This is a genomic window from Occallatibacter sp. FHG110214_02 (assembly GCF_059115385.1).
In genome coordinates, this window is the sequence record NZ_JBZYWK010000007.1 from 204,956 (window position 1) to 224,483 (window position 19,528).

General features: G+C 59.1%; 17 protein-coding genes. 2 read left to right on the forward strand and 15 right to left on the reverse strand.

All coding sequences use genetic code 11. The features are described from left to right. Positions 1 to 269: 269 nt before the first annotated feature. The 13 genes from AC5S3R_RS08975 to AC5S3R_RS09035 all read right to left on the reverse strand — a co-directional run bounded on the left by AC5S3R_RS08975 (position 270) and on the right by AC5S3R_RS09035 (position 13,639). Entirely contained in the window at positions 270 to 1,838 is a 1,569-nt protein-coding gene (locus AC5S3R_RS08975) for a DUF6600 domain-containing protein (protein ID WP_494266682.1), read from the reverse strand. 284 nt (positions 1,839 to 2,122) lie between these two features. After that, a complete protein-coding gene (locus tag AC5S3R_RS08980) occupies positions 2,123 to 2,785 on the reverse strand; it encodes a hypothetical protein (protein WP_494266683.1) in 663 nt (220 codons plus the stop codon). Further along, positions 2,782 to 3,312 (reverse strand): crossover junction endodeoxyribonuclease RuvC, encoded by a 531-nt coding sequence (ruvC, locus tag AC5S3R_RS08985; RefSeq protein WP_494266684.1) that lies wholly within the window; start codon positions 3,310 to 3,312, stop codon positions 2,782 to 2,784. Before ruvC ends, AC5S3R_RS08980 begins: the two co-directional genes overlap by 4 nt. 176 nt (positions 3,313 to 3,488) lie before the next feature. After that, on the reverse strand, positions 3,489 to 3,881 hold the full coding sequence (locus AC5S3R_RS08990) for an ArsR/SmtB family transcription factor (RefSeq protein ID WP_494266685.1): 393 nt from the start codon (positions 3,879 to 3,881) through the stop codon (positions 3,489 to 3,491). Between the two features lie 162 nt (positions 3,882 to 4,043). Beyond that, entirely contained in the window at positions 4,044 to 5,231 is a 1,188-nt protein-coding gene (locus AC5S3R_RS08995) for an acyltransferase family protein (RefSeq protein ID WP_494266686.1), read from the reverse strand. A 61-nt stretch (positions 5,232 to 5,292) separates the two neighbouring features. Beyond that, positions 5,293 to 5,997 carry a UMP kinase gene (gene pyrH / locus AC5S3R_RS09000; RefSeq protein WP_494266687.1) on the reverse strand — a complete coding sequence of 235 codons (705 nt, stop codon included), beginning with the start codon at positions 5,995 to 5,997 and terminating at the stop codon, positions 5,293 to 5,295. Positions 5,998 to 6,106: 109 nt separating this feature from the next. Continuing rightward, complete coding sequence (locus AC5S3R_RS09005) at positions 6,107 to 6,808, reverse strand: methyltransferase domain-containing protein (RefSeq protein ID WP_494266688.1); 702 nt, start codon at positions 6,806 to 6,808, stop codon at positions 6,107 to 6,109. Positions 6,809 to 7,022: 214 nt separating this feature from the next. Beyond that, positions 7,023 to 7,679: a translation elongation factor Ts gene (locus AC5S3R_RS09010; protein ID WP_494266689.1), complete on the reverse strand. Its 657-nt coding sequence runs from the start codon at positions 7,677 to 7,679 to the stop codon at positions 7,023 to 7,025. A 202-nt stretch (positions 7,680 to 7,881) separates the two neighbouring features. Beyond that, positions 7,882 to 8,745 (reverse strand): 30S ribosomal protein S2, encoded by an 864-nt coding sequence (gene rpsB / locus AC5S3R_RS09015; RefSeq protein ID WP_494266690.1) that lies wholly within the window; start codon positions 8,743 to 8,745, stop codon positions 7,882 to 7,884. A gap of 190 nt (positions 8,746 to 8,935) precedes the next feature. Continuing rightward, positions 8,936 to 9,331, reverse strand: coding sequence for a 30S ribosomal protein S9 (gene rpsI / locus AC5S3R_RS09020; RefSeq protein ID WP_494266691.1), 396 nt, complete (start codon positions 9,329 to 9,331; stop codon positions 8,936 to 8,938). A gap of 50 nt (positions 9,332 to 9,381) precedes the next feature. Then, positions 9,382 to 9,813, reverse strand: a complete 432-nt coding sequence (gene rplM / locus AC5S3R_RS09025) for a 50S ribosomal protein L13 (RefSeq protein WP_494266692.1) — start codon at positions 9,811 to 9,813, stop codon at positions 9,382 to 9,384. A gap of 590 nt (positions 9,814 to 10,403) precedes the next feature. Next, positions 10,404 to 11,957, reverse strand: a complete 1,554-nt coding sequence (locus tag AC5S3R_RS09030; RefSeq protein WP_494266693.1) for a GGDEF domain-containing protein — start codon at positions 11,955 to 11,957, stop codon at positions 10,404 to 10,406. Between the two features lie 347 nt (positions 11,958 to 12,304). Continuing rightward, a complete protein-coding gene (locus tag AC5S3R_RS09035) occupies positions 12,305 to 13,639 on the reverse strand; it encodes a sugar porter family MFS transporter (RefSeq protein WP_494266694.1) in 1,335 nt (444 codons plus the stop codon). Positions 13,640 to 14,017: 378 nt separating this feature from the next. Between AC5S3R_RS09035 and AC5S3R_RS09040 the strand changes: the two genes are divergently transcribed. Both AC5S3R_RS09040 and AC5S3R_RS09045 read left to right on the forward strand, forming a co-directional pair. Continuing rightward, positions 14,018 to 15,214 (forward strand): DUF481 domain-containing protein, encoded by a 1,197-nt coding sequence (locus AC5S3R_RS09040; RefSeq protein ID WP_494266695.1) that lies wholly within the window; start codon positions 14,018 to 14,020, stop codon positions 15,212 to 15,214. A gap of 198 nt (positions 15,215 to 15,412) precedes the next feature. Then, the gene (locus tag AC5S3R_RS09045; protein WP_494266696.1) at positions 15,413 to 18,121 is read left to right on the forward strand and encodes a glycoside hydrolase family 3 C-terminal domain-containing protein; all 2,709 of its coding nucleotides are present in this window, start codon (positions 15,413 to 15,415) and stop codon (positions 18,119 to 18,121) included. Between the two features lie 231 nt (positions 18,122 to 18,352). On the opposite strand, the gene AC5S3R_RS09050 is transcribed toward AC5S3R_RS09045, so the two are convergent. Then, positions 18,353 to 18,934 (reverse strand): Spy/CpxP family protein refolding chaperone, encoded by a 582-nt coding sequence (locus AC5S3R_RS09050; RefSeq protein ID WP_494266697.1) that lies wholly within the window; start codon positions 18,932 to 18,934, stop codon positions 18,353 to 18,355. Positions 18,935 to 19,124: 190 nt separating this feature from the next. After that, positions 19,125 to 19,520, reverse strand: a complete 396-nt coding sequence (locus tag AC5S3R_RS09055; protein WP_494266698.1) for a hypothetical protein — start codon at positions 19,518 to 19,520, stop codon at positions 19,125 to 19,127. Positions 19,521 to 19,528: the final 8 nt, after the last annotated feature.

Here is a 19,528-nt window from a genome sequence, read left to right on the forward strand (position 1 = left end):
GAGAGCTTGATGTGGGGAACTGGCAGTATGAATATCCCACTCTTGCGACAGAAAGAAGTCGCAAGGGTGGGGCACGGGAGGGATGTGGTGGCGCGCTCAAAAAGCAACCGCAGATCCTTCACTCCACCTACCCCACTTCGTGGGGCCCCAATGCGCTTCGTTCAGAATGACAACCGCTGATTTTTTGTGAACGGGGATGAGGGAGGCTTACAGAAAGAGAAAGGCCGCCCGATTGTTGGGCGGCCTTTTGGTTAGGAGACTGGTTGGTCTTATCTGTGCGGCGCTGAGAAGTGCGGCGCAGGGGCTGACGGGTGTGAGGCCGGGGCAGATGGCCGCGGAGCAGGCATTGACGGGCGCTGAGCAGGAGCCTGTGGATGGAACTGCTGGGGCGCGGGCTGCCGTTGCTGCTGGCCGGGGTTGAACTGCTGCGGGCCTCCGAGAGCAGGACGTGCGTGTGAGCTGGGGTTGTTCTGCTGCGGGTTGTTAAAGTTGGGCCGCTGCTGTTGCCCGTTGCCGGGCTGCTGGTTGCCGGGGCGGTTGAAGTTGCCGTTATTGCCAGGTGTGGAGCCGAAGTTTTCTCGACCACCGAAGTTGGTGGAGCCGGGATTGAAGCGTTGCGGGACTTGCCCCTGCTGATGGTTGTAGACGGGGCGGTTGATGCGTTCCTGATTGTTGCGGCGCAACGGCATTACAGTCGAGTTGCCGATGGTGACCGGCGTGTGGCGGTCACGGAGCGGCAAAAGCGTGTTCTGCGACGGTCCCTGACGGCGGACAGGTACGACGGGGGATGGACGGAAGGAGCGACCGCCGGGGTAGGCGTGCGGGAATCCACCACCACCACCAAAATGCGGGCGGTTAGGACGGTTCGGGGGACGCCAGCCGCCGGGGCGAATGCCTACGTTGATGCCCCAGCCACCGCCGCCGCGCCACCAGGGCGTGCAGGCTCCGGGAGCCCAGCCCCAACCGAAGCTGTTGTACCAGTTCCACATGCCGCACTGGAATGGCAGGTAGCCCCAGCTATAGCCGGAGACCCAGGTGTAGCCGTAGTCGGGCGTGTCCATCCAGTAGCCGTTGCCGTAGGGGTCCCAGCTTGAGTCGGACGCGTCATAAGGCGACCAGACGTAGCCCTGGTCGGGAACGTTGTACCAGTTGCCGTTCTGGTTGAGGTCTCCCCAAGCGGGGTTGTTGGCGTCGGGCAGGCCCTGCGTGGCAGGTGTGGCTGTGGCTGACGCTGTGCTGATGGCCTGGTCGCGGTCGGAGTTCCATGCGTCCCATGAATCGGGCTCGATGCTTTCAGCAACCTGCAACGGGCCGCCGAGTTTGACGCTTTCGCCGCCGTGGAGGTCGGCGTTGGTTCCGGGGCCGGCTACGTGGACGCCGCCGTTGAAGACGGCAACTTCTCCGGGGGCTTGGTCGAGCTTAATGCGGAGGGTGGCTCCGCCTGCAGAGGTGACGACCGTGCCGCCACCGACGAGGATGCGCTCGGCGGCGCGGAGGTCGAAGTAGGCCATGCCGCCGTTGAGGGTGAGATCATTTTGGCTGCCGTTGAGCGCGGTGAGCGCGAGAGCGGAGTCGGGCGGGATGCGTCCTACGGTGCCGTCATCGAATTGGACTTCGGCGCGTCCGTCGTCGCCGGTTTGGAGAATGTAGCCGGAAAAAAGCGGCGTATTGGCGACGGCCTGGTCGGTGATGACCTGGCTGGATGCGTCGGTGATGCGGACCTGGCCCTCCACATAACTGAGCCGGACCGCTTGCGACGGTGGCTGCTGTGCGAATGCCGCAAGAGAGAGAGCAAGTGTAGCGACGGCGACAGAGCCAGTCTTGATCCAATGCTTCATTGTTTTACCCCCCAGCGCTTGCCTGCTGCGCTGCTTACCTGTTGGATGCAAACACGGTTGCTTGCGATGAGTCGCGTTTATGGTAATGCAGGGGACAGGATACGGGGTGTAGGGTACAGGTTTTAGATAAAAGACTGGGACTATAAAAGGCGGAAAGACTATAAAAAGCAAAAGCTATAAGGGGCAACCGCAGATCCTTCCCTCCGCCTGAAAAACGGCTTCGTTCAGGATGACACCTCTTTGGGAGAACGAAGTTTAGTTTTCTGCTCCCTACTCCCTGTTCCCTAGTTGCTTCCCTGTTTTGCCAGCAGCTCACGGGCGCGACGGCGGACTCGCTCCATCAGGGATTCGTCATCGGCCAGAGTCTGGAGGGTGGGGCGGATTACGGAGACTTCTATGGCGCGGCCGTCGCCCAGCATATCCTGCAGGGTTTCCATCTCATGGTCGAGGCCGAGGCGGTCGTGCTGGCGGAGGCGTTCGATGCGGGCGCCTTCGAGAATGGTGGCGGCGAGGGAGGTTAGCTGGTCGCCGAGTTGCTGGATTTGGCGGTCGCGGGAGTAGTTGAAGCTGCATTCACCGTGGCCGTCGGGGCCGGTATAGGAGAGGTGCTTGATTCCTTGAAACGCTACTTTGTCTTTGCTTTCGCAGGGGCGCTGGAAGAAGTTCTGAGAGGCGGCTACGGCAAAGACGTTGGCGGCAAAGGAGGGGCTGACCTGGATGTCGCGGTCCTGGTCGGGGGCTTCAATGGGCGTTCCGGCTGAGCGGGGGGCGTTGCCGCGCTGAGAGCGGAAGTGGCCGGTGCCGTCAGGGTGCATCTCGAGTGTCCATGCGGCGGGGACGAGGCCGGCATTGGTGAAGTCTATGCGGACGGTTTTGGCGGTATCCAGGGTGGGCTGGCTATGGAGCGCAGCGACGAGGAGAAAGACGGCTAGGACGAGAGGCTTCATCGGACGGACCTGCCTGGTATTGGAACAGCGCTTTGCGCGTCGAGTGTTTGGGCCGTGTGGATGTGGCAGATGGCGATGGCGAGTGCATCGGCAGCGTCGGCGGGCTCGGGGAGTTCGGCGAGCGAGAGAAGGCGCGCGACCATGAACTGCACCTGCTCCTTTTTGGCGAGGCCGTAGCCGACGACGCTGGATTTGATTTTGAGCGGGGCGTACTCTGCGAGTGGGAGACCGGCGGTGGCGGCGGCAAGGAGCGCTACGCCGCGGACCTGGCCTAGTTTGAGAGCTGACTTTGCGTTGACGGAGTAGAAGACTTCTTCTACGGCGACTACGTCGGGTTGCCAGCGGTGGAGCTGCTCGGTGAGCTCGGCGTAGACCTGCGCGAGACGCTGCGGGAGAGTTTTGTTTTTGGGTAGGCGGATGCCGCCCATCGTGAGGCAAGAGAGACGTGGCTGGCGGCTTGTGTCCGCCGTTTCTACAACACCGAAACCTGTGATTTCCGTGCCGCAGTCGATTCCGAAAACCCGCATGGGGAAAGGATAAAGCAAGGGGACAGGGTGCGGGTGTGGGTACAGGGTTTTAGATAAAGGACAAAAGCTATAAGGAGCGGAAGCAAGAGCTATAGATATCCCACCCGTGCGCGATGAAACTGCGCATGAATGGGGCACCTGATTGTGGAATTGCATCCGATGCTGTTTCCTGCTTTTCAGCGGCTTTTCTTTGCTGGTTTCTTTGTAGCTGGCTTGGATTTTTTGGGAGTGGCGAGGGGCATTGCCGGGCGGTGGATGCGCGTCTCCCATAGAGCGCGGCGGCTTTGTATCCAGCTCTCGAATGCGCTGAAGCCGGCGGGGTTGATGTTGCATGTGCGGGAGCGGCCTACTTTTTCTGATATGAGGAGCGAGACCTCTTCGAGCCATGCGACGTGCTGCAGTACGGCTGCGGTGGTAATGCTGAGGGCTTCGGCGAGCTGGGTGATAGTGCGGGGCTGATGCGCCAGCTTGCTTAGCAGCTCGCGGCGGGTGTGGTCGCCTAGCGCGGCGAAGAGGCGGTCTATGTTGACCCTGGGGTTGTTTTTGGGGCTGGTGCGACTGCTTGCCATTGTGTGCGGCTACTCCGTGCGTGCTTAGAGCTTCTGCTAAATAATTAAGTGGATACTTAAGTATTTTCGCGTCTCGTTTTATCTGTGCGAAAAAGCACTGAAAGCATACCGCAAGGCATGGCGGGCGGGATATATTTTCTGCGTAAATTACCGGGGCGGCGGTTACGAAACAGGCTCGGTTCCCTGCTCTTTGACGTCGGTGCTGCGGGTTTCAGCGTGCATCCACTTGCGGAGCAGCTTTTGGGCGGGCTTTTCGACGAAGTGAAGGGCGATGAGGCCGAGCGCGACGAGGATGACGTAGCTGATCCACGGGTCGAAGCGGGCAAGGCCCAGCTTATCGAGAATGTGGTTGTCGTGGATGAGGTTCCAGAAGTTGAAGTGGAGGAGGTAGAGGCAGTAACTCGACTCGCCGATGAAGACAAGCGGACGCCAGCCGAGGATTTTTGCGAGCCAGTTTTGGCCGGAGAGTCCGAGGATCATGCAGGCGAAGAGCGGCATGAGGAGGCCGTCGTGGATGACGGCGTAGGGGATGTCCGGGCCTAGCCAGAGGAGGAAGAAGAGAATGATGAATCCGGCGAGGCCGAAGATCAGGCGCTTGCGGGATTCGCGGGGAATTAGCTCGTCGAGTCCAGAGAGCGCGACGCCAAAGATGAAGCTGGCGAGGTGCGGGATGGGCGTGAACTTGAGCGCAGAGAGCCACGGGGCGGAGCTCCAGCGGTCGGTGACGGCGAGGTGGTCAGGGTTAAGGAGCCAGTAGAGCGTGCCGGGGATAAGGCCGCAGATCCAGATGAGGAAGAGGCGGCGGACGATGGGCGGAATGGTGTCGGGGCGCTTCCACTTGGCAAGCCAGGGGAAGAGGAAGTAGTAGAAGGATTCGGCGGACATGGTCCACGCGGGGGTGTTGAGGAAGGTTGCGATTTCCGGCACCCAGCCTTGCAGGAGCAGGGGCGAGAGCACCATGCCGAGCCAGAAGAGCGGGTGGGTGTGCGCGCCGTACTCGCCGGGGATATTGCCGACGGCTAGGAGCAGGCTGAGGAGGTAAATCGGGTAGAGGCGCGTGAAGCGGGCCTTCCAGAAGCGGGGAAAATCGAGTTTGCCGGCGCGGGCGCGGGGAGCGTAGTTGTAGGCCAGCACGTAGCCGGAGAGCAGGATGAAGAAGCTTACCGAGGCGTAGCCCGCGTTGACGATTGGAGCGAAGATTCCGAACCACTGCGGGTTGGAGAAGTGGAAGAGAACGATGTTGACGGCTGCGAAGGCGCGCAGGCCTGTCAGCGCATTGAGCCGGTCCGGTCTGCGGATCTCTTGCCTGCGTATCTCCACTTTCGGTTGGACGTTAGAGCTGGATGGCACGATGTACGGGCAGTGGGAAAAAAGGTTTGCACTCCCTATTCCCTATTCCCTACTCCCTGATTTAAGCGGTGACGAGCGTACCGACTTTTTCGCCCATCACGACACTCTTAATATTGCCGGGCTGGTTCATGTTGAAGATGACCATGGGCAGGTTGTTGTCCTTGCAGAGGCTGACGGCTGTGAGGTCCATTATCTTGAGACCCTGTCCGAGGATTTCCATGTAGGTAATCTCGTCGTACTTGACGGCAGCGGAATCCTTGACGGGGTCTGCGGAGTAGACGCCGTCCACCTTGGTGCCCTTGAGCAGCACATCGGCCTTGATTTCCATGGCGCGAAGGCTGGCGGCAGTGTCCGTGGAGAAGAACGGGTTGCCGATGCCAGCGGCAAAGATGACGATGCGGCCTTTTTCAAGGTGACGCACGGCGCGGCGGCGAATGTAGGGCTCGGCAATCTGGTTCATGGCCACGGCCGTCATGACGCGGCACTGGATGCCCTGCTGCTCAATTGCATCCTGCAGCGCAATGGCGTTGATGACCGTGGAAAGCATGCCCATGTTGTCGGCACTGACGCGGTCCATGCCCTTGGCATGCTCCTGCACGCCGCGGAAGATGTTGCCGCCGCCGACGACAATACCAATCTCAACGCCCAGCGCATGAATTTCGGCGATTTCGGCGGTGGTTTCCGCGACTTTTTCCGCGTTGAGGCCGAAGCCACGCTCTCCGGCGAGAGCTTCTCCTGAAAGCTTGAGGACGATCCGTTTGTACATGCTCGTATGAGTATCGCATAAGTGCAGGGAGCCGGAATAAGAAAGGCCCGAAGCAAATGCTCCGGGCCTTTCATGGACCTATACCAATGGTGGCAGTACTTTGTTCTGTTTAGTTCATTTTTGCTAAAGCGAGCAGGTGATTCGTCGGGGCAGTTTCCACCGCCAGAACGTTCATGCCGAGGCTCGTCAGCAGTTCGCGGACGTTTCCTGTGTCAAAGACATGGTGATGGAGGCACCTGTTTTCGAAATTTGCAAGCGAGCGCTTTCGAAAGTTTTCAAAATCTCCGGCGCGAGGATCGCGACTCAGATCATGCTTTTCGAGAATTTCGTTGAGGTGAGTCAGATCCTCTTCCGTTGTTCCCTTTTCATAGTCCTCAAGCATGTGCGAAACAGGCGTGGGGGTTCTGTGATGGTCAAAGGTATCTTTGTAATACGGAAGCACCAGAATGAGCGACGCGCCAGGCTTTGTTACCCTCTGCCACTCTTTGAGGGCTTTCACAGGGTTTGCGAAGTGTTCGAGGTTGTGGCAGGAGAGAACGAAATCGTAAGCATTATCGGGAACCACGGTGAGGTAGGAGCCATCGCAGAAGATACTTTTGCCGGGCTGTTTTTCCGTGTCGAACACGAACTGGTTCGCATGATCGGCCCATGCTGTCTGCGCGGAAAAGTCGCAATTGTCCAACTGACCAACCGAGCAATAAATGGGCAGGGGTCTTTCGCGGAAAGCAGTGCTTGGTCCTCCGATTTCGAGGCCGGTTTTGCCTTTAACAAGAGAATTGGCAAGCTCAAGACAATGAGCTCGGGGTTTCATTAGGATTCTAAACTTTTGGGTTGCGCGATGCAGAATAGGCGTTGCCACGTATAGGCCCTCCAAATTACATCTACGCCATATCCTACGGGATATCAGTAAGGTATGACGATATGAAGAAGAATCTTCCATTTTCCTGGTGATAACCCTTGATAAATGAGAAAAATAAAAGGCCCGGAGTATCTACTCCGGGCCTTGAATCGAGCGGGCAGCGCGCTTACTCGGCTGCGCCTTCGACGGCCTTGGTCTGGGCGACGGTCCAGTCGGGGGCGCCTACCTTGAAACGGGCAAAGCGGCGGACGGTGATGTTTTCGCCTAGCTTGCCGACCTTCTGCGCAATCAGTTCCTTGATGCTGATGGCCTGGTCCTTGACGAAGGGCTGGTCGAGGAGGCAGACCTCTTCGTAGAACTTCGCCATCTTGCCTTCGACGATCTTCTCGACGACCGGGGCGGGCTTGCCGGTGGCGGCAGCCTGGGCGCGGTAGATCTCCTTCTCGCGGTCCATGTCCTCGGCGGTCACGTCGTCGGACTTGACGTAGCGCGGGTCGGCGGCGGCGATGTGGAGCGAGATGTCCTTGAGGAGTTCCTGGAAGTCCTCGGTGCGGGCGACGAAATCGCTCTCGCAGTTGAGCTCAAGTAGCACGCCGATTTTGCCGCCGGCGTGGATATAGGTGCCGATGGCGCCTTCATTGGTGGTGCGGGCGGCCTTCTTCTGAGCCGAAGCCATGCCACGCTTGCGAAGAACGACGAATGCGTCTTCGATATCGCCCTTGGTCTCCTGGAGAGCCTTGAGGCAGTCGCCCATGGGGGCGCCGGACTTGTCGCGGAGTTCCTTTACCAACTTTGCATCAATCTTTTCACTCACAGTGCTCATCTCGCTTCCTTCTGTCTCTAAATCCTGAATTACGTTGGGGATGCGCTCAAGGGCTAAAGCCCTACATCAATTTTTCCGTCTACTGTTGCCAAGGATTCAAACCCCAGCTAGCCAGTTGCGCCTGTCGGGCACATAAGAAAAGCGTGGCTCGAAAATCTGCGGCCACGCTCTCCAGTATGCGCCATGAAAGCGCCGAGGATGATTAAAGGCCTGCTTCGGCTGCCTCAGCAGAATCTTCGATAATGGCCTGAACCGCTGCCGGGGCCTTGCGGACGCCCGCGCCGAGAGCCGCATCGAAGTCGATGTCGTCAATCGTGGAGGTTTCAGCCGGGGCTTCGCCTTCGACTGCTACGGGCTCTTCCACGGCGAATGCCTTGTCGCCAACGAGGTTGACGCCTTCGGCGGCTGAGTCGGCAATCTTCGAGGTGAAGAGGCGGATGGCGCGCAGGGCGTCATCGTTGCCGGGGATCACGTAATCAACGACGGTCGGGTCGCAATTGGTATCGACAACGGCGACGACGGGGATGCCGAGCTTGCGGGCTTCCTTGACGGCGATGGCTTCGTTGTTCGAGTCCACGATGAAGAGCGCGTCCGGGAGGCGCTTCATGTTCTTGATGCCGGCGAGGTTGGCCTGAAGGTGCTTGCGCTCGCGCTCGAGGCGGATGACTTCCTTCTTGGTGAGGAGGTCATAACGGCCATCGGAAGCCATGTCGTCGATTTCCTGAAGGCGCTTGACCGACTTCTGCACCGTCACCCAGTTGGTGAGGAGGCCGCCCAGCCAACGCTGGTTGATGTACGGCTGCGAAGCGCGGGTGGCTTCTTCTGCAATGGCATCCTGAGCCTGGCGCTTGGTGCCGACGAAGAGAATCGTCTTGCCGCTGGCAGTCAGGTCGGTAACGAACTTGGATGCGTCCTTGAAGAGCTTGAGGGTCTTCTGCAGGTCGATGATGTAAATGCCGTTGCGCTCTCCGAAGATGTATTCCTTCATCTTGGGGTTCCAGCGCTTGGTCTGATGCCCGAAGTGTACGCCTGCTTCGAGCAGCTCCTTCATAGTGATCGTTGCCATTCGGCTCCTTCTTGCGTTGCATCCGGCGGTTGGTGCCGGGACCGGATTAAGCCTGCCGTAGCAGGGATTTGAATACCAGCTACTAGCTTTTAGCTCTTAGCCTGTTCGCGCTAGAACCAGCGTTTGCTGAAATCCTGAGCGCTTCGTTCAGGCTGGAGGAGCTAAAAGCTAGAAGCTAATAGCTGCCAGTTTAGCGCTTGCTGAACTGGAACCGCTTGCGGGCGCCCTTCTGACCGTACTTCTTGCGCTCCTTGACGCGCGCGTCGCGGGTCAGGAGGCCTTCGGCCTTGAGAGGCTTGCGCAGATCGGCGTTGAACTCGACGAGGGCGCGGGCTGAGCCCATCTTCACCGCGTCGGCCTGCGAGGCCACACCACCGCTGGAAACGGTGACGACAACGTCAAAGCTCGACGCCAGCTCAACCACATTGAGGCTGCGCTTGGCGGAGGCGCGCTGCTGCTCGGTGACGAAGTATTCGTCAAACGCCTTGCCGTTGACCTTCCACTCGCCCGTTCCGGGGCGCAGGAAGACGCGAGCGATCGCCGACTTGCGGCGGCCCGTACCGTAATACTGAACCAGATCTGCCATTCTCTCTCTTTTCTCTCTGCCGCCCTTCCGCAGGACGGCTATCAACTTAGTTATGCCACCGGCAGAGCAACGGGGCCCTGCGCCTGGTGGGGGTGCTTGTCGCCGCGGTAGACCTTGAGCTTGGAGCCCATGGCGCGACCGAGCTTGCTCTTCGGGAGCATGCCCTTGATGGCTTCTTCCAGAATCAACTCCGGCTTGCGGGCGAGGAGGCGGGTGAACGACTCCTCGCGCAGGCCACCGGGGAAGCCGGTGTAACGGCGGTAAACCTTGGTCTGGGTCTTGAGGCCGGTCAGGCGAACCTTCTCGGCGTTAATCACGATGACGTGATCGCCCATATCGATGTAGGGCACATACTGCGGGTTCAGCTTGCCTGCAAGCACGCTGGCAGCCTTGGTCGCCAGGCGGCCAAGAGTCTGGCCTTCGGCATCGATCACATACCACTTGCGGTCAATATTCTTGCCGCTTGGAACAAAGGTGGACATTTCTCTTCTTCCCTCAAAACAACTTCTGACCGAATTGAATTCCGGCCGCAAAAACCTATCGCGCAAAGCGCGTTTCCCCATGCCGCAAGAACATGGGACGTAATTCCACCCACTGCCGAACATCGCTGTTGGGGTGAGGCTGCGGAGCTTGCCCTCTTGAGGGCTCCTGACTCTGGGGGTTATCCGCTTTTCACGAGCCGGACGCTACCAGAAGGCGGCCTGAGTAATTGCCTGTCGGAACGGAGTCCAGGCAGACCTCGGGCGCAACACCGCACAAGGACTCCAGAATACGCGAATTTTAATTTGGAGTCAATGGGATAAAGGCAGGGTTCAGGGGACAGGGTGCGGGGCACAGGGTTTTAGATAAACGGCTGAAGGCTATAAAAAGCGGGGAAGCTGTAAAAAGCAAAAACTATATAAAAGCAACCGCAGATCCTTCGCTCCGCCTACACCAATGCGCTTCGCTCAGGATGACACCCGATGATTTTGTGGGGGAGCTTGGACGGAGGCTGGGAAATCTATGTTCCCGGTCCCTAAATGCTAGGGACCGGGGGCACCCGATGTTTGTGGAACTGTATCCCAGCTTGTCCCTATTCCCTTGCTCCTGCGGCGTGCAGGTCTTTGTGGGATGGGAAGTCCTTTTGGCTGCTGTCCCAGACGGAGATGCGGTTGCGGCCGAGGCGCTTGGCTTCGTAGAGGGCGCGGTCGGCGCTCTTGACCAGGTCACACTTGGCTAGGTCGAGGCAGGGCCTCAGGGTGGCTACGCCGATGCTGACCGTTACGATGCCGGGGGTGTAGGGCAGGTGCGGAATCTGGGCGTCGAGGATTGCCTGGCGGATGCGCTCGGCCATGGTCATGGCTCCGCTCGGCGGGGCGCCGGGAAGAAGCAGGGCGAACTCCTCGCCGCCGAAGCGGGCTACCAGGTCTGTGGAACGGCGGGCTGCACTGGAGAGGATTTGGGCGACGCGGCGGAGGCAATCGTCTCCGGCAAGGTGGCCGTAGTGGTCGTTGTAGAGCTTGAAATGGTCCACGTCCACGATGAGAAGCGAGATAATTCCCTGCTCGCGGAGGGCGCTTTGCCATTCACGGACGAGCTGGCGGTCAAAGCTGAGGCGGTTGGCAAGGCCGGTGCCGTAGTCCATGGCAGCCATGGAATCGGCGTGGAGATAGGCGTCGGTCATCTCGGCGTGGAGACGGTCGCGGGAGCTGAGAGTCGCGTTCACGGCGTAAAGGATGACGACGTTGACGCAGAGGAAGAGCTGCAGGACGAGGTAGCCGTTGTGATGGTCGGTGAATCCCGCGACGTTGGAGAAGACTCCGCGGCCACGCTCGGTCATGTAGACAGCGGGCGCGGCAATGAGCAGAATGGCGATTGCGCCGCCGGTGGCTCGCAGGCGGAAGATAGCGATGAGCAGAACCGGGATGACGAGAAAGTCGAGAGGCAGGCCATTCAACGTGAAGACGGCGACGGAGATGACGGCTACTCCGAAGAGGACCGCGGCGGTCTCAAGGCGCTTTGCAGGTGAGAAGAGGCGGAGCAATGCTCTGCGCTCCATGAGGAGAAAGAGCGGCGTGATGACCGCAATTCCCATGATGTCGCTGGCCATCCAGCTTGAAATCATCTGCGGGTGGCTTGGGTAGGCCCAGAGGCCGAGGACGATTTCCAGAAAGCCGGTTGAGGTGACGGGCGCGAGGAGTATGCCGAAGCCGATAAACCGGATGAGAGTGCTGGGCTTTGTGAGGTCTGGCCGGGCACCGTCTTTTTCCGAAAGCAGCAGGATGGCCACCAGGACTTCGACGGTGTTGCCGACGGAGTAAAGCAGCGAACGCTGGATGGAAAAACCAAAGCCGAGGTGGACGAATGTGTTGAGGACGATGCTGGCGGCGATGTAGCTGCTCCAGTAGCGGCGCGCGATGGGAAGCAGCAGGGCTATCAGGAGTCCGTTTGCGGGCCAGACGATGTCAGAGACTGCCGGCATGCGGGTGAGCGCGTTTCCGCCCCACGAGGCAACAAGGTACAGGCCAAGCACGCAGGCAAAGCGTGTGAAAGAGTCCGGGGTGGCCAGTGCCTTCAGGCGGGCGGTCAGGGATGGGAACGCAGGCTGCACAGAGCCGGTTTGCACTGCTGTAGAAATAGCCTTCATCCGTCTTACACTGCCTCCAAAAGTTCCGTACGCGTGCGTGGCCCAAGTGTTTTTTGTCGAAGACACAGGAGCGGAAAAATACCTCCGCAGGTAAGCACCGGTGTCTTAACCAGTCAGCCTTACGCATGGAAACAAGTCGCGATCCCGAAACGTGTGGAGTTGAGGATTCCCGCTTGTGAGCTCTTTGTTTGCTACCAGCATAGCCCTAGTTGATAAAGAAGGAAAGAAAACTTTCTGTTATTTACGAGACCGAAATGGAGTCTTTTTACCGGATTGTTATCTGCCTGAACCCTCGGAGAGGCGATTTGTTGCGCTGGCGCGCGAGAGGGTGTCCCGGATGTTGTTGATTACTTGGACGGAAGGAGTTTGCGCTGCAGGTCTTCCAGCGAGTGGCCGCGAGTTTCCGGATAGGTAAAGAGCACGACGAGGAACTGCAGGGCGGTCATTCCGGCAAAGAAGGTGAACGGAGCGCTGGGGCTCACGTTGGCCACGATGATGGGGAAGACAAGCTGCAGGATGGTGTTCATAATCCAGTGGGCGGAGTTGCCAATTCCCTGCCCCTTGCTGCGGACTGCGTTGGGGAAGACTTCGCCGATATAGACCCAGATGACCGCGCCCTGCGAGAGCGCGAAGAAGGCGATATAGATGACGAAGAACCAGACGAGCAGGCCGTGGCTTGTGTTGGCGTGCAGGAGCCAGGAGACTGCGCCGAGGCAGATGGCAGTGCCGACAGCGCCGATAAGCAGCAGCGTTTTGCGGCCCAGCTTGTCGATGACGCTCATGCCGACGATGGTGAAGATGAGATTGGTGAAGCCGATGGCGATGGCCTGCTTGTCTCCGGAGAGTTGCGTGAAGCCGGCAGAGAGAAAGATGCTGGGCAGGTAATAGAGGATGGAGTTGATTCCGGAAAGCTGGTTGAAGAGGCCGATGGTGATGGCGAGGAAGAGCGGGTAGCGGTACTTCCAGCGGAAGACAGGCTCGTTGGCAGTGGCTTTTTCCTGCTGGAGCGCGGCGCGGATATCTGCCAGTTCGGCTTCGGGGTTGGGGTCGCCCATCTGCTTGAGGATGGCGAGGGCTTCGTCGATACGGTTCTGCGAGACGGACCAGCGCGGGCTGCGTGGGATTCCGAAGAGAAGAATGAGGAAACCGACGGCCGGGATGGCGGCGACGCCTACCTGCCAGCGCCACTCATTGGCACCGAGCAAGAGCGTGCGGATGAAGTAGTTCGACATGTAGGCGAGCAGGATGCCGAGGACTACGTTGAACTGGAAGGCTCCGACGAGGCGGCCGCGCCACTTGGCGGGGGCCAACTCTGCAATATAGACGGGACCGAGGACGCTGGATGCTCCGATGCCTACGCCGCCGATGAAGCGGAAGACCATGAGCGAGTTCCAGTCCCATGCGAGGGCGCTGCCGATGGCGGAAATGATGTAAAGGACGGCGGTGATGCGCAGCGTCTCACGGCCACCGAAGCGCTGGCCGAGATTGCCGGCGGCGAGCGAGCCGATGACCGTGCCGATGAGCGCGATGGCGACGGTCCAGCCTTTGCCGCTGGGGCTGAGGTTATAGAGATGGACGAGCGCGTCGATTGCGCCGGAGATAACTACCGTGTCAAACCCAAAAAGAAGGCCGCCGAGTGCGCCGGTGAGCGTGGCCTTGGCCAGGTTGAAATTTAGCTTCATGTTTTTTGGTGTGGCCTGTCACATCGATATTGGTAACGCAACCATAGTACAGGGTTCAGCGTACAGGGTGTGGGGTACAGGGTTTTAGATAAAAAGCAAAAGCTATAAAGGGATGTATATATCCAAGTCCCCAACTGCAAGGACCTGGGGCACTCGAAGTTTGTGGAACTGCATCCCAGCTTATCCCTTGAACCAAGCTCGAAAACATATCTCTTATTCATATGAGGTTTACTCGAAGGCGAAAACCTGCATCTAAGCCATTGGGGAATTCTGTATTGATAGTGACACTTAGGACTAGCTCCTTGGGAATTCCATATTCTGAAAAGTGAGGTTGAAGCTCCCCCGATGAATGTGTTTTCAGGAAACAAGGTAGTATTTTTGCGCGCAGCGGCATATCTTGCAGTGGCTGCAGGACTGACCGCGGGCATGTTGAGTGCACAAGGCACGCCCGATGTGCTGGTGCTGGCCAATGGCGATACGTTGCACGGCAAACTGGTGAATGAGATTGGCGGTAATGTCACCTTCCATAGCGATATGGTGGGCGATGTCACTGTGGGTTGGGACAAGGTTAAGGAGTTGCATTCAAGCCAGCAGTTCGCGATTATTCCCAAAGGCGTGGAACTGCAGGGCAAGAAGAAGGCTTCGCAGGTTCCCACGGGCTCTGTGGACGTAACGAACCAGGCGCTGACTGTGACAGGAGCCAATGCTCCGGGCACGGCGATTCCGGTGGCGAACACGGCTTACATTGTGGACCAGCCGACGGTGGACAAGCTACTGCATCATCATCCGAGCTTTATGCAGGGCTGGAATGGCGCGGCGACCGCGGGTGCGTCGATTGTGAGCGCCTCGCAGAACTCCTATAACGTGACCGCTGGCGTGGGGCTGATTCGCCAGGTTCCGGATGTGCCGTGGCTTGCGCCGCGCTACCGCACGGCGATTGACTTCAACGAGGCGTATGGCAAGATTACGCAGCCTGCGTACACGATTCCCGGCACGGGTGGCGCTGTTGACACGGTTGTGCCTGAATCGTATACGAAATCGTCGGTGATGCATGCGGACGCGGAGCAGGATTGGTATGTTTCTTCCCGCGCCTACCTGCTGGCTCTGACAGCTTTTGATCATAACTACTCGCAGGACCTGGATCTGCAGCAGATTTATGGCGGCGGCTTTGGCTACACGGTCTTCAAGCGGCCCGTTCAGCAACTGGATGTGAAGGGCACCGCGCAGTATGAGAAGCAGTCGTTCGGCGGCACTCCGGCTACGGACACCACGCCGGCGATTCCGGGCACGACGAACAACCTCATCAGCTCGACCTTTGGGGCTTCGTATCTCTTCCACAACAAGTTCTTCAACTTCACGCAGGGCGTTGCGTTTATTCCGGCGTGGAACCAGACAGACGCGTGGAGCTTCTCAGAGACGAACCTGGTGAGCTTCCCTACGTACAAGAACCTGAGCTTCTCGCTGGGTACGCAGGATAGCTACCTGAACGATGTTCCGGTTGCGTATCCTCCTACGCAGAACAACTCGTTCCAGTTCACGATGGGCTTCTCTTACGCGATTAAGTCGAAGTACTAGTGGTCGGGGATCAGTGGTCAATGGTCAGAAGAGGCGCGGCGACTGCCGCGCCTCTGTTTTTTTGCTGGCCGCTGAGGACTGGCAACTGATAACTGTTTTTCTGCTAGTAAAGCGATAAAGCTAGTCAGAAGCAGCCCTGGTCGGGTAGAGTTTCTTCCGGTTGCCGAATCAACATGGCATAGATTTCCGGAGGACCCAATGGCACGTCGTTGTTTGCTATTTGCTGCTTCCCTGCTGGTTGCATCATCTTTTACCGCATTTGCGCAGGAGCAGCCGAAATATCTTGATACCAAGCTTTCCGCGCAAGAGCGCGCGCATGACCTGGTAAGCCGCATGACGCTGCAGGAGAAGGCCGAGCAGCTTGAGGACTGGGCAACGGCGATTCCTCGGCTTGGCATTCCTGACTACCAGACGTGGAACGAGTCTCTGCATGGCGTGGCGCGCGCAGGCTACGCGACGGTCTTCCCGCAGGCCATCGGCATGGCGGCCACGTGGGATACAAAGATGGTGCATGAGATGGGCAATGTGATCTCCGAGGAAGCGCGCGCGAAATACAACCAGGCACAGCGTGAGGGGAACCACCGCATCTTTTACGGGCTCACCTTCTGGTCGCCGAATATCAACATCTTTCGCGATCCGCGCTGGGGGCGCGGGCAGGAGACTTATGGCGAAGACCCGTATCTGACCGGGCGGCTGGGCATTGCGTTTATTGGCGGCGTGCAGGGGCCAGATCCGGAGCATCCGCGGGCAATCGCGACGAGCAAGCACTTTGCGGTGCACTCGGGACCGGAGTCCACACGCCACACGGCGGATGTGGACCCAAGCGCGCACGATCTCGAAGACACTTACCTGCCGGCCTTTCGCGCAACGGTTACCGAGGGCCACGTTGGCTCGGTGATGTGCGCCTATAACTCGATTAACAAGTTTGCGGCCTGCACAAACCAGATGCTGCTCAAAGAGCATCTGCGCGATGCGTGGGGCTTCAAGGGCTTTGTTGTCTCCGACTGCGGCGCGATTGTGGATGTGCACCAGGGACACAAGCAACAGCCGGATATCGAGCATGCTTCCGCAGAGTCGCTGAAGGCTGGTACGGATCTGTCGTGTAGCATCTGGACGCCGGGTTTCAACTCGCTGGCCAAGGCCGTACAGCAGGGACTGGTGAGTGAAGACCTTGTAACACAGGCGGCGGAACGGCTCTACACGGCACGCTTTGAGCTTGGCTTGTTTGATCCGCAAGGATCGAATCCGGGCGACAAGATTCCCTTCTCCGTTGTAGGCGGCGAGGTAAACCGGGCTAAAGCGCTGAAGGCTGCCGAAGAGAGCATTGTGCTGCTCAAGAATGATGGCGTGCTGCCGCTGAAAAAGCCCGCGAAGATTGCAGTCATCGGGCCGACGGCAGATCAATTGACTTCGATCCTTGGCAACTATGTTGGTACGCCGGTGAACCCGGTGACGCCTCTGGAAGGTGTCGCGAAGCAGTTCATGTCCACGCCGGTTTTGTATGCGCAGGGCTCTACGCTGGCTGATGGTGTCGGGGTTCCCGTGCCACAGACAGCCTTTGGCGGGCCCGGTGCTCTGAAAGCTGAGTATTTTGCTACTTCGGACTGGACCGGGCGCCCTGTTGCGACCGCGAAGACTTCGACAATCCAGGCTGACTGGGAAAATGCGAAGCCGGTGCCGGAAGTCGAGACGGCAAACTACTCCGTACGCTGGAGCGGAACACTACGGGTTCCGGCGGCTGGGCATTATGTATTTACGGTGGAGGCCGCGGATAGTTTCCCGTATTCTCCGGCTGAGAGCTACCGCTTTGTGCTGGACGGAAAGGTTGTGAAGGAAGGCAGCCTGCGTACGGGACATGATTTGTCGGCGATGGGCAGCTTCAAGGCAGCTCCGGGGGCTTCTCCCACGGCTCCTCCGGTGGAGGCTTTTGCGCCGCCGGCAAAGGTTGAAGTGGACTTTGCGGATAGCCAGCCGCATGAGTTCCGGCTTGAGTACTCGCACTCGGCAGATCAGTCTGGCGGCGGAGTCACGCTCAAGTGGCAAGCTCCGGCGGATGCCCTGCTGAATCAGGCTGTGGATACGGCGAAGCAGACGGACGTGGTGGTGGCGTTTGTGGGGCTCTCACCGCAGCTTGAGGGCGAGGAAATGCCGATCAAGATTGACGGCTTTGCAGGCGGCGACCGCACAAAGATCGACCTGCCGGCTGCGCAGGAGAAGCTGCTGGAAGCCCTGTCCGCAACCGGCAAGCCGCTGGTCGTGGTGCTGCAGTCGGGCTCTGCTGTTTCGCTCAACTGGGCCAATCAGCATGCGAACGCGATTCTCGAAGCGTGGTATCCGGGCGTGGAAGGCGGCATGGCCATTGGACGTACGCTGGCTGGGTTGAACAATCCAGCGGGCAGGTTGCCGGTGACCTTTTACACGGGCGTGGACGAGTTGCCTGCGTTTGCCGATTACAGTATGAAGGACCGCACCTATCGCTACTTTACCGGCAAGCCGTTGTGGGGCTTTGGCTACGGGTTGAGCTATACGAAGTTCAAGTACGGGCCGGTAAAGCTTTCAGCGGAGACAGTGAAGGCCGGTGAGCCGCTAATGGCTACGGTGCTGGTGACAAATGCAGGCGCAGTGGCTGGCGACGAGGTTGTCGAGGCGTATGTGAAGACCCCGCAGGAGGGTGGCCCGCATCACTCGCTGGTGGGCTTTGAGCGCGTGACGCTGCAGCCGGGAATCAGCCGCGAAGTTACGCTGAAGATCGATCCGCGATCGATTTCCAGCGTGGACGAGCAGGGCAACCGCTCGATTCTGGCTGGTAAGTATCGGCTGTCCGTTGGCGGGGCTCAGCCGGAGGAGACGGAAGCAAAGTCCGAGGCTGGGTTTACAGTGACGGGAACGGCTCCGCTGCCGAAGTAGTTCCTTGCAACGTAACAAGCGGGCAGGCTCAATGTGAGCCTGCCCGCTTTTCTTTTGCACAGCAAAAATGTTGTGCTTACCTGTTTTGCAAACAAAAAATCGGCGGCGCGGGGATAGCCCCTTCGCCGCCATCGGTTCTGGTTTCAAACCGTATAAATGCTCTCTGCTACTTGGGATGACGGAGTATTCCCGCCGCAGGTTACAAGAACGCAGAGAGCCCTTACGGTTTCTTTAGAAAAATCCGGGGCCGTTCGCTGCCGGGCCATCCGGGCTACCCTGTGGCGGTGGGCCCTGGCGGTGCTGCGCGCCAGAGCGCATGTGCTCACGGAACTGCTGTTCGCGTTCGGCGCGGGTGGCCTGTAGGGTCTTCCACTGATCCGGCGTCAGCTTGGCGCGAATGGCCAGCAGGAAGCGCGCATTGGCCTTTTCAAGCTCGGCACGGGCCTGGGCAACGGCGTCAATCTGCGAGAGAATGTGGGTTTCGTCCGGCTGGTCCGCGCTCATCAGCGGCTGCAGGGCAATCTCCGCCTTTTCGAGGTTGGCGTGCAGGTCAACGAGCGTGGTGCGGTGCTGCTGCAAAATCTGGTCGAAGTTCTTGCGCTGGTCCTCGGTCAGGTTCAGCTTGGAAACCATCGCGGGATCGTTCCAGAAGCGCCCCTGTACGCCCATCGGCCCAAAAGCGCGTTCCATGGGCGGACGGTGACCGCCGAAGCCCGGGCCTCCACCAACGGGTGGCGCCTGCGCACCGGCCGCTACTGCAGCCGTCAGCGCGGCTGCACCCAGCATTGTGCGAACCATTACTGTGAATTTCATCTTTCCCTCTCCCCTTTTCCTGCGTGTGACTGAATCACACAAACTTGTTGCGCCTGACTTGCCTGTTTCAGCTTTAGTTATGAAGCCAATCAGCGCGCAGTCCTATCCCCACCTCTCCTGCGTCACGATTGCTCATCAGGAGTGCCTTATTGCGAATGCAGAGCTAAGTAACCAGAGAATCCCCAGAGAGCTATTCCGCGCCACCAACCAGGCTGGCCAACGGGTCCATTGCAGCCGGAACCTGGCGGGAAACAGCGCTGTCCACATGCGCCAGCAGCGTATCGGAGTCTTCATTGGCATGCGCCGCCAGCTGCTGCTGGACTTTGCGCTGCTGCTCCGCTGCTTGCTGCTCTTTCACATTGCGCTGATACTGAAAGACGCCGCCTGTAGCAATCCCCGCAACAAGAGCACAGCCGAGAGACCAGGCGCCAACCGCGCGCCACATGGAATTGCGAGCCAGCGTTACCGCCGCGCGAGGACGGCTGTAGGCTGCGTCGCTCCAGGCGTAGACGCTGAGGCGGAAGTTCCGTAATGCCTCATTCAACTCCGAATCCTGCGCCGCGTGCCTAGTATCTATCTCCGTCATCTTGCTGC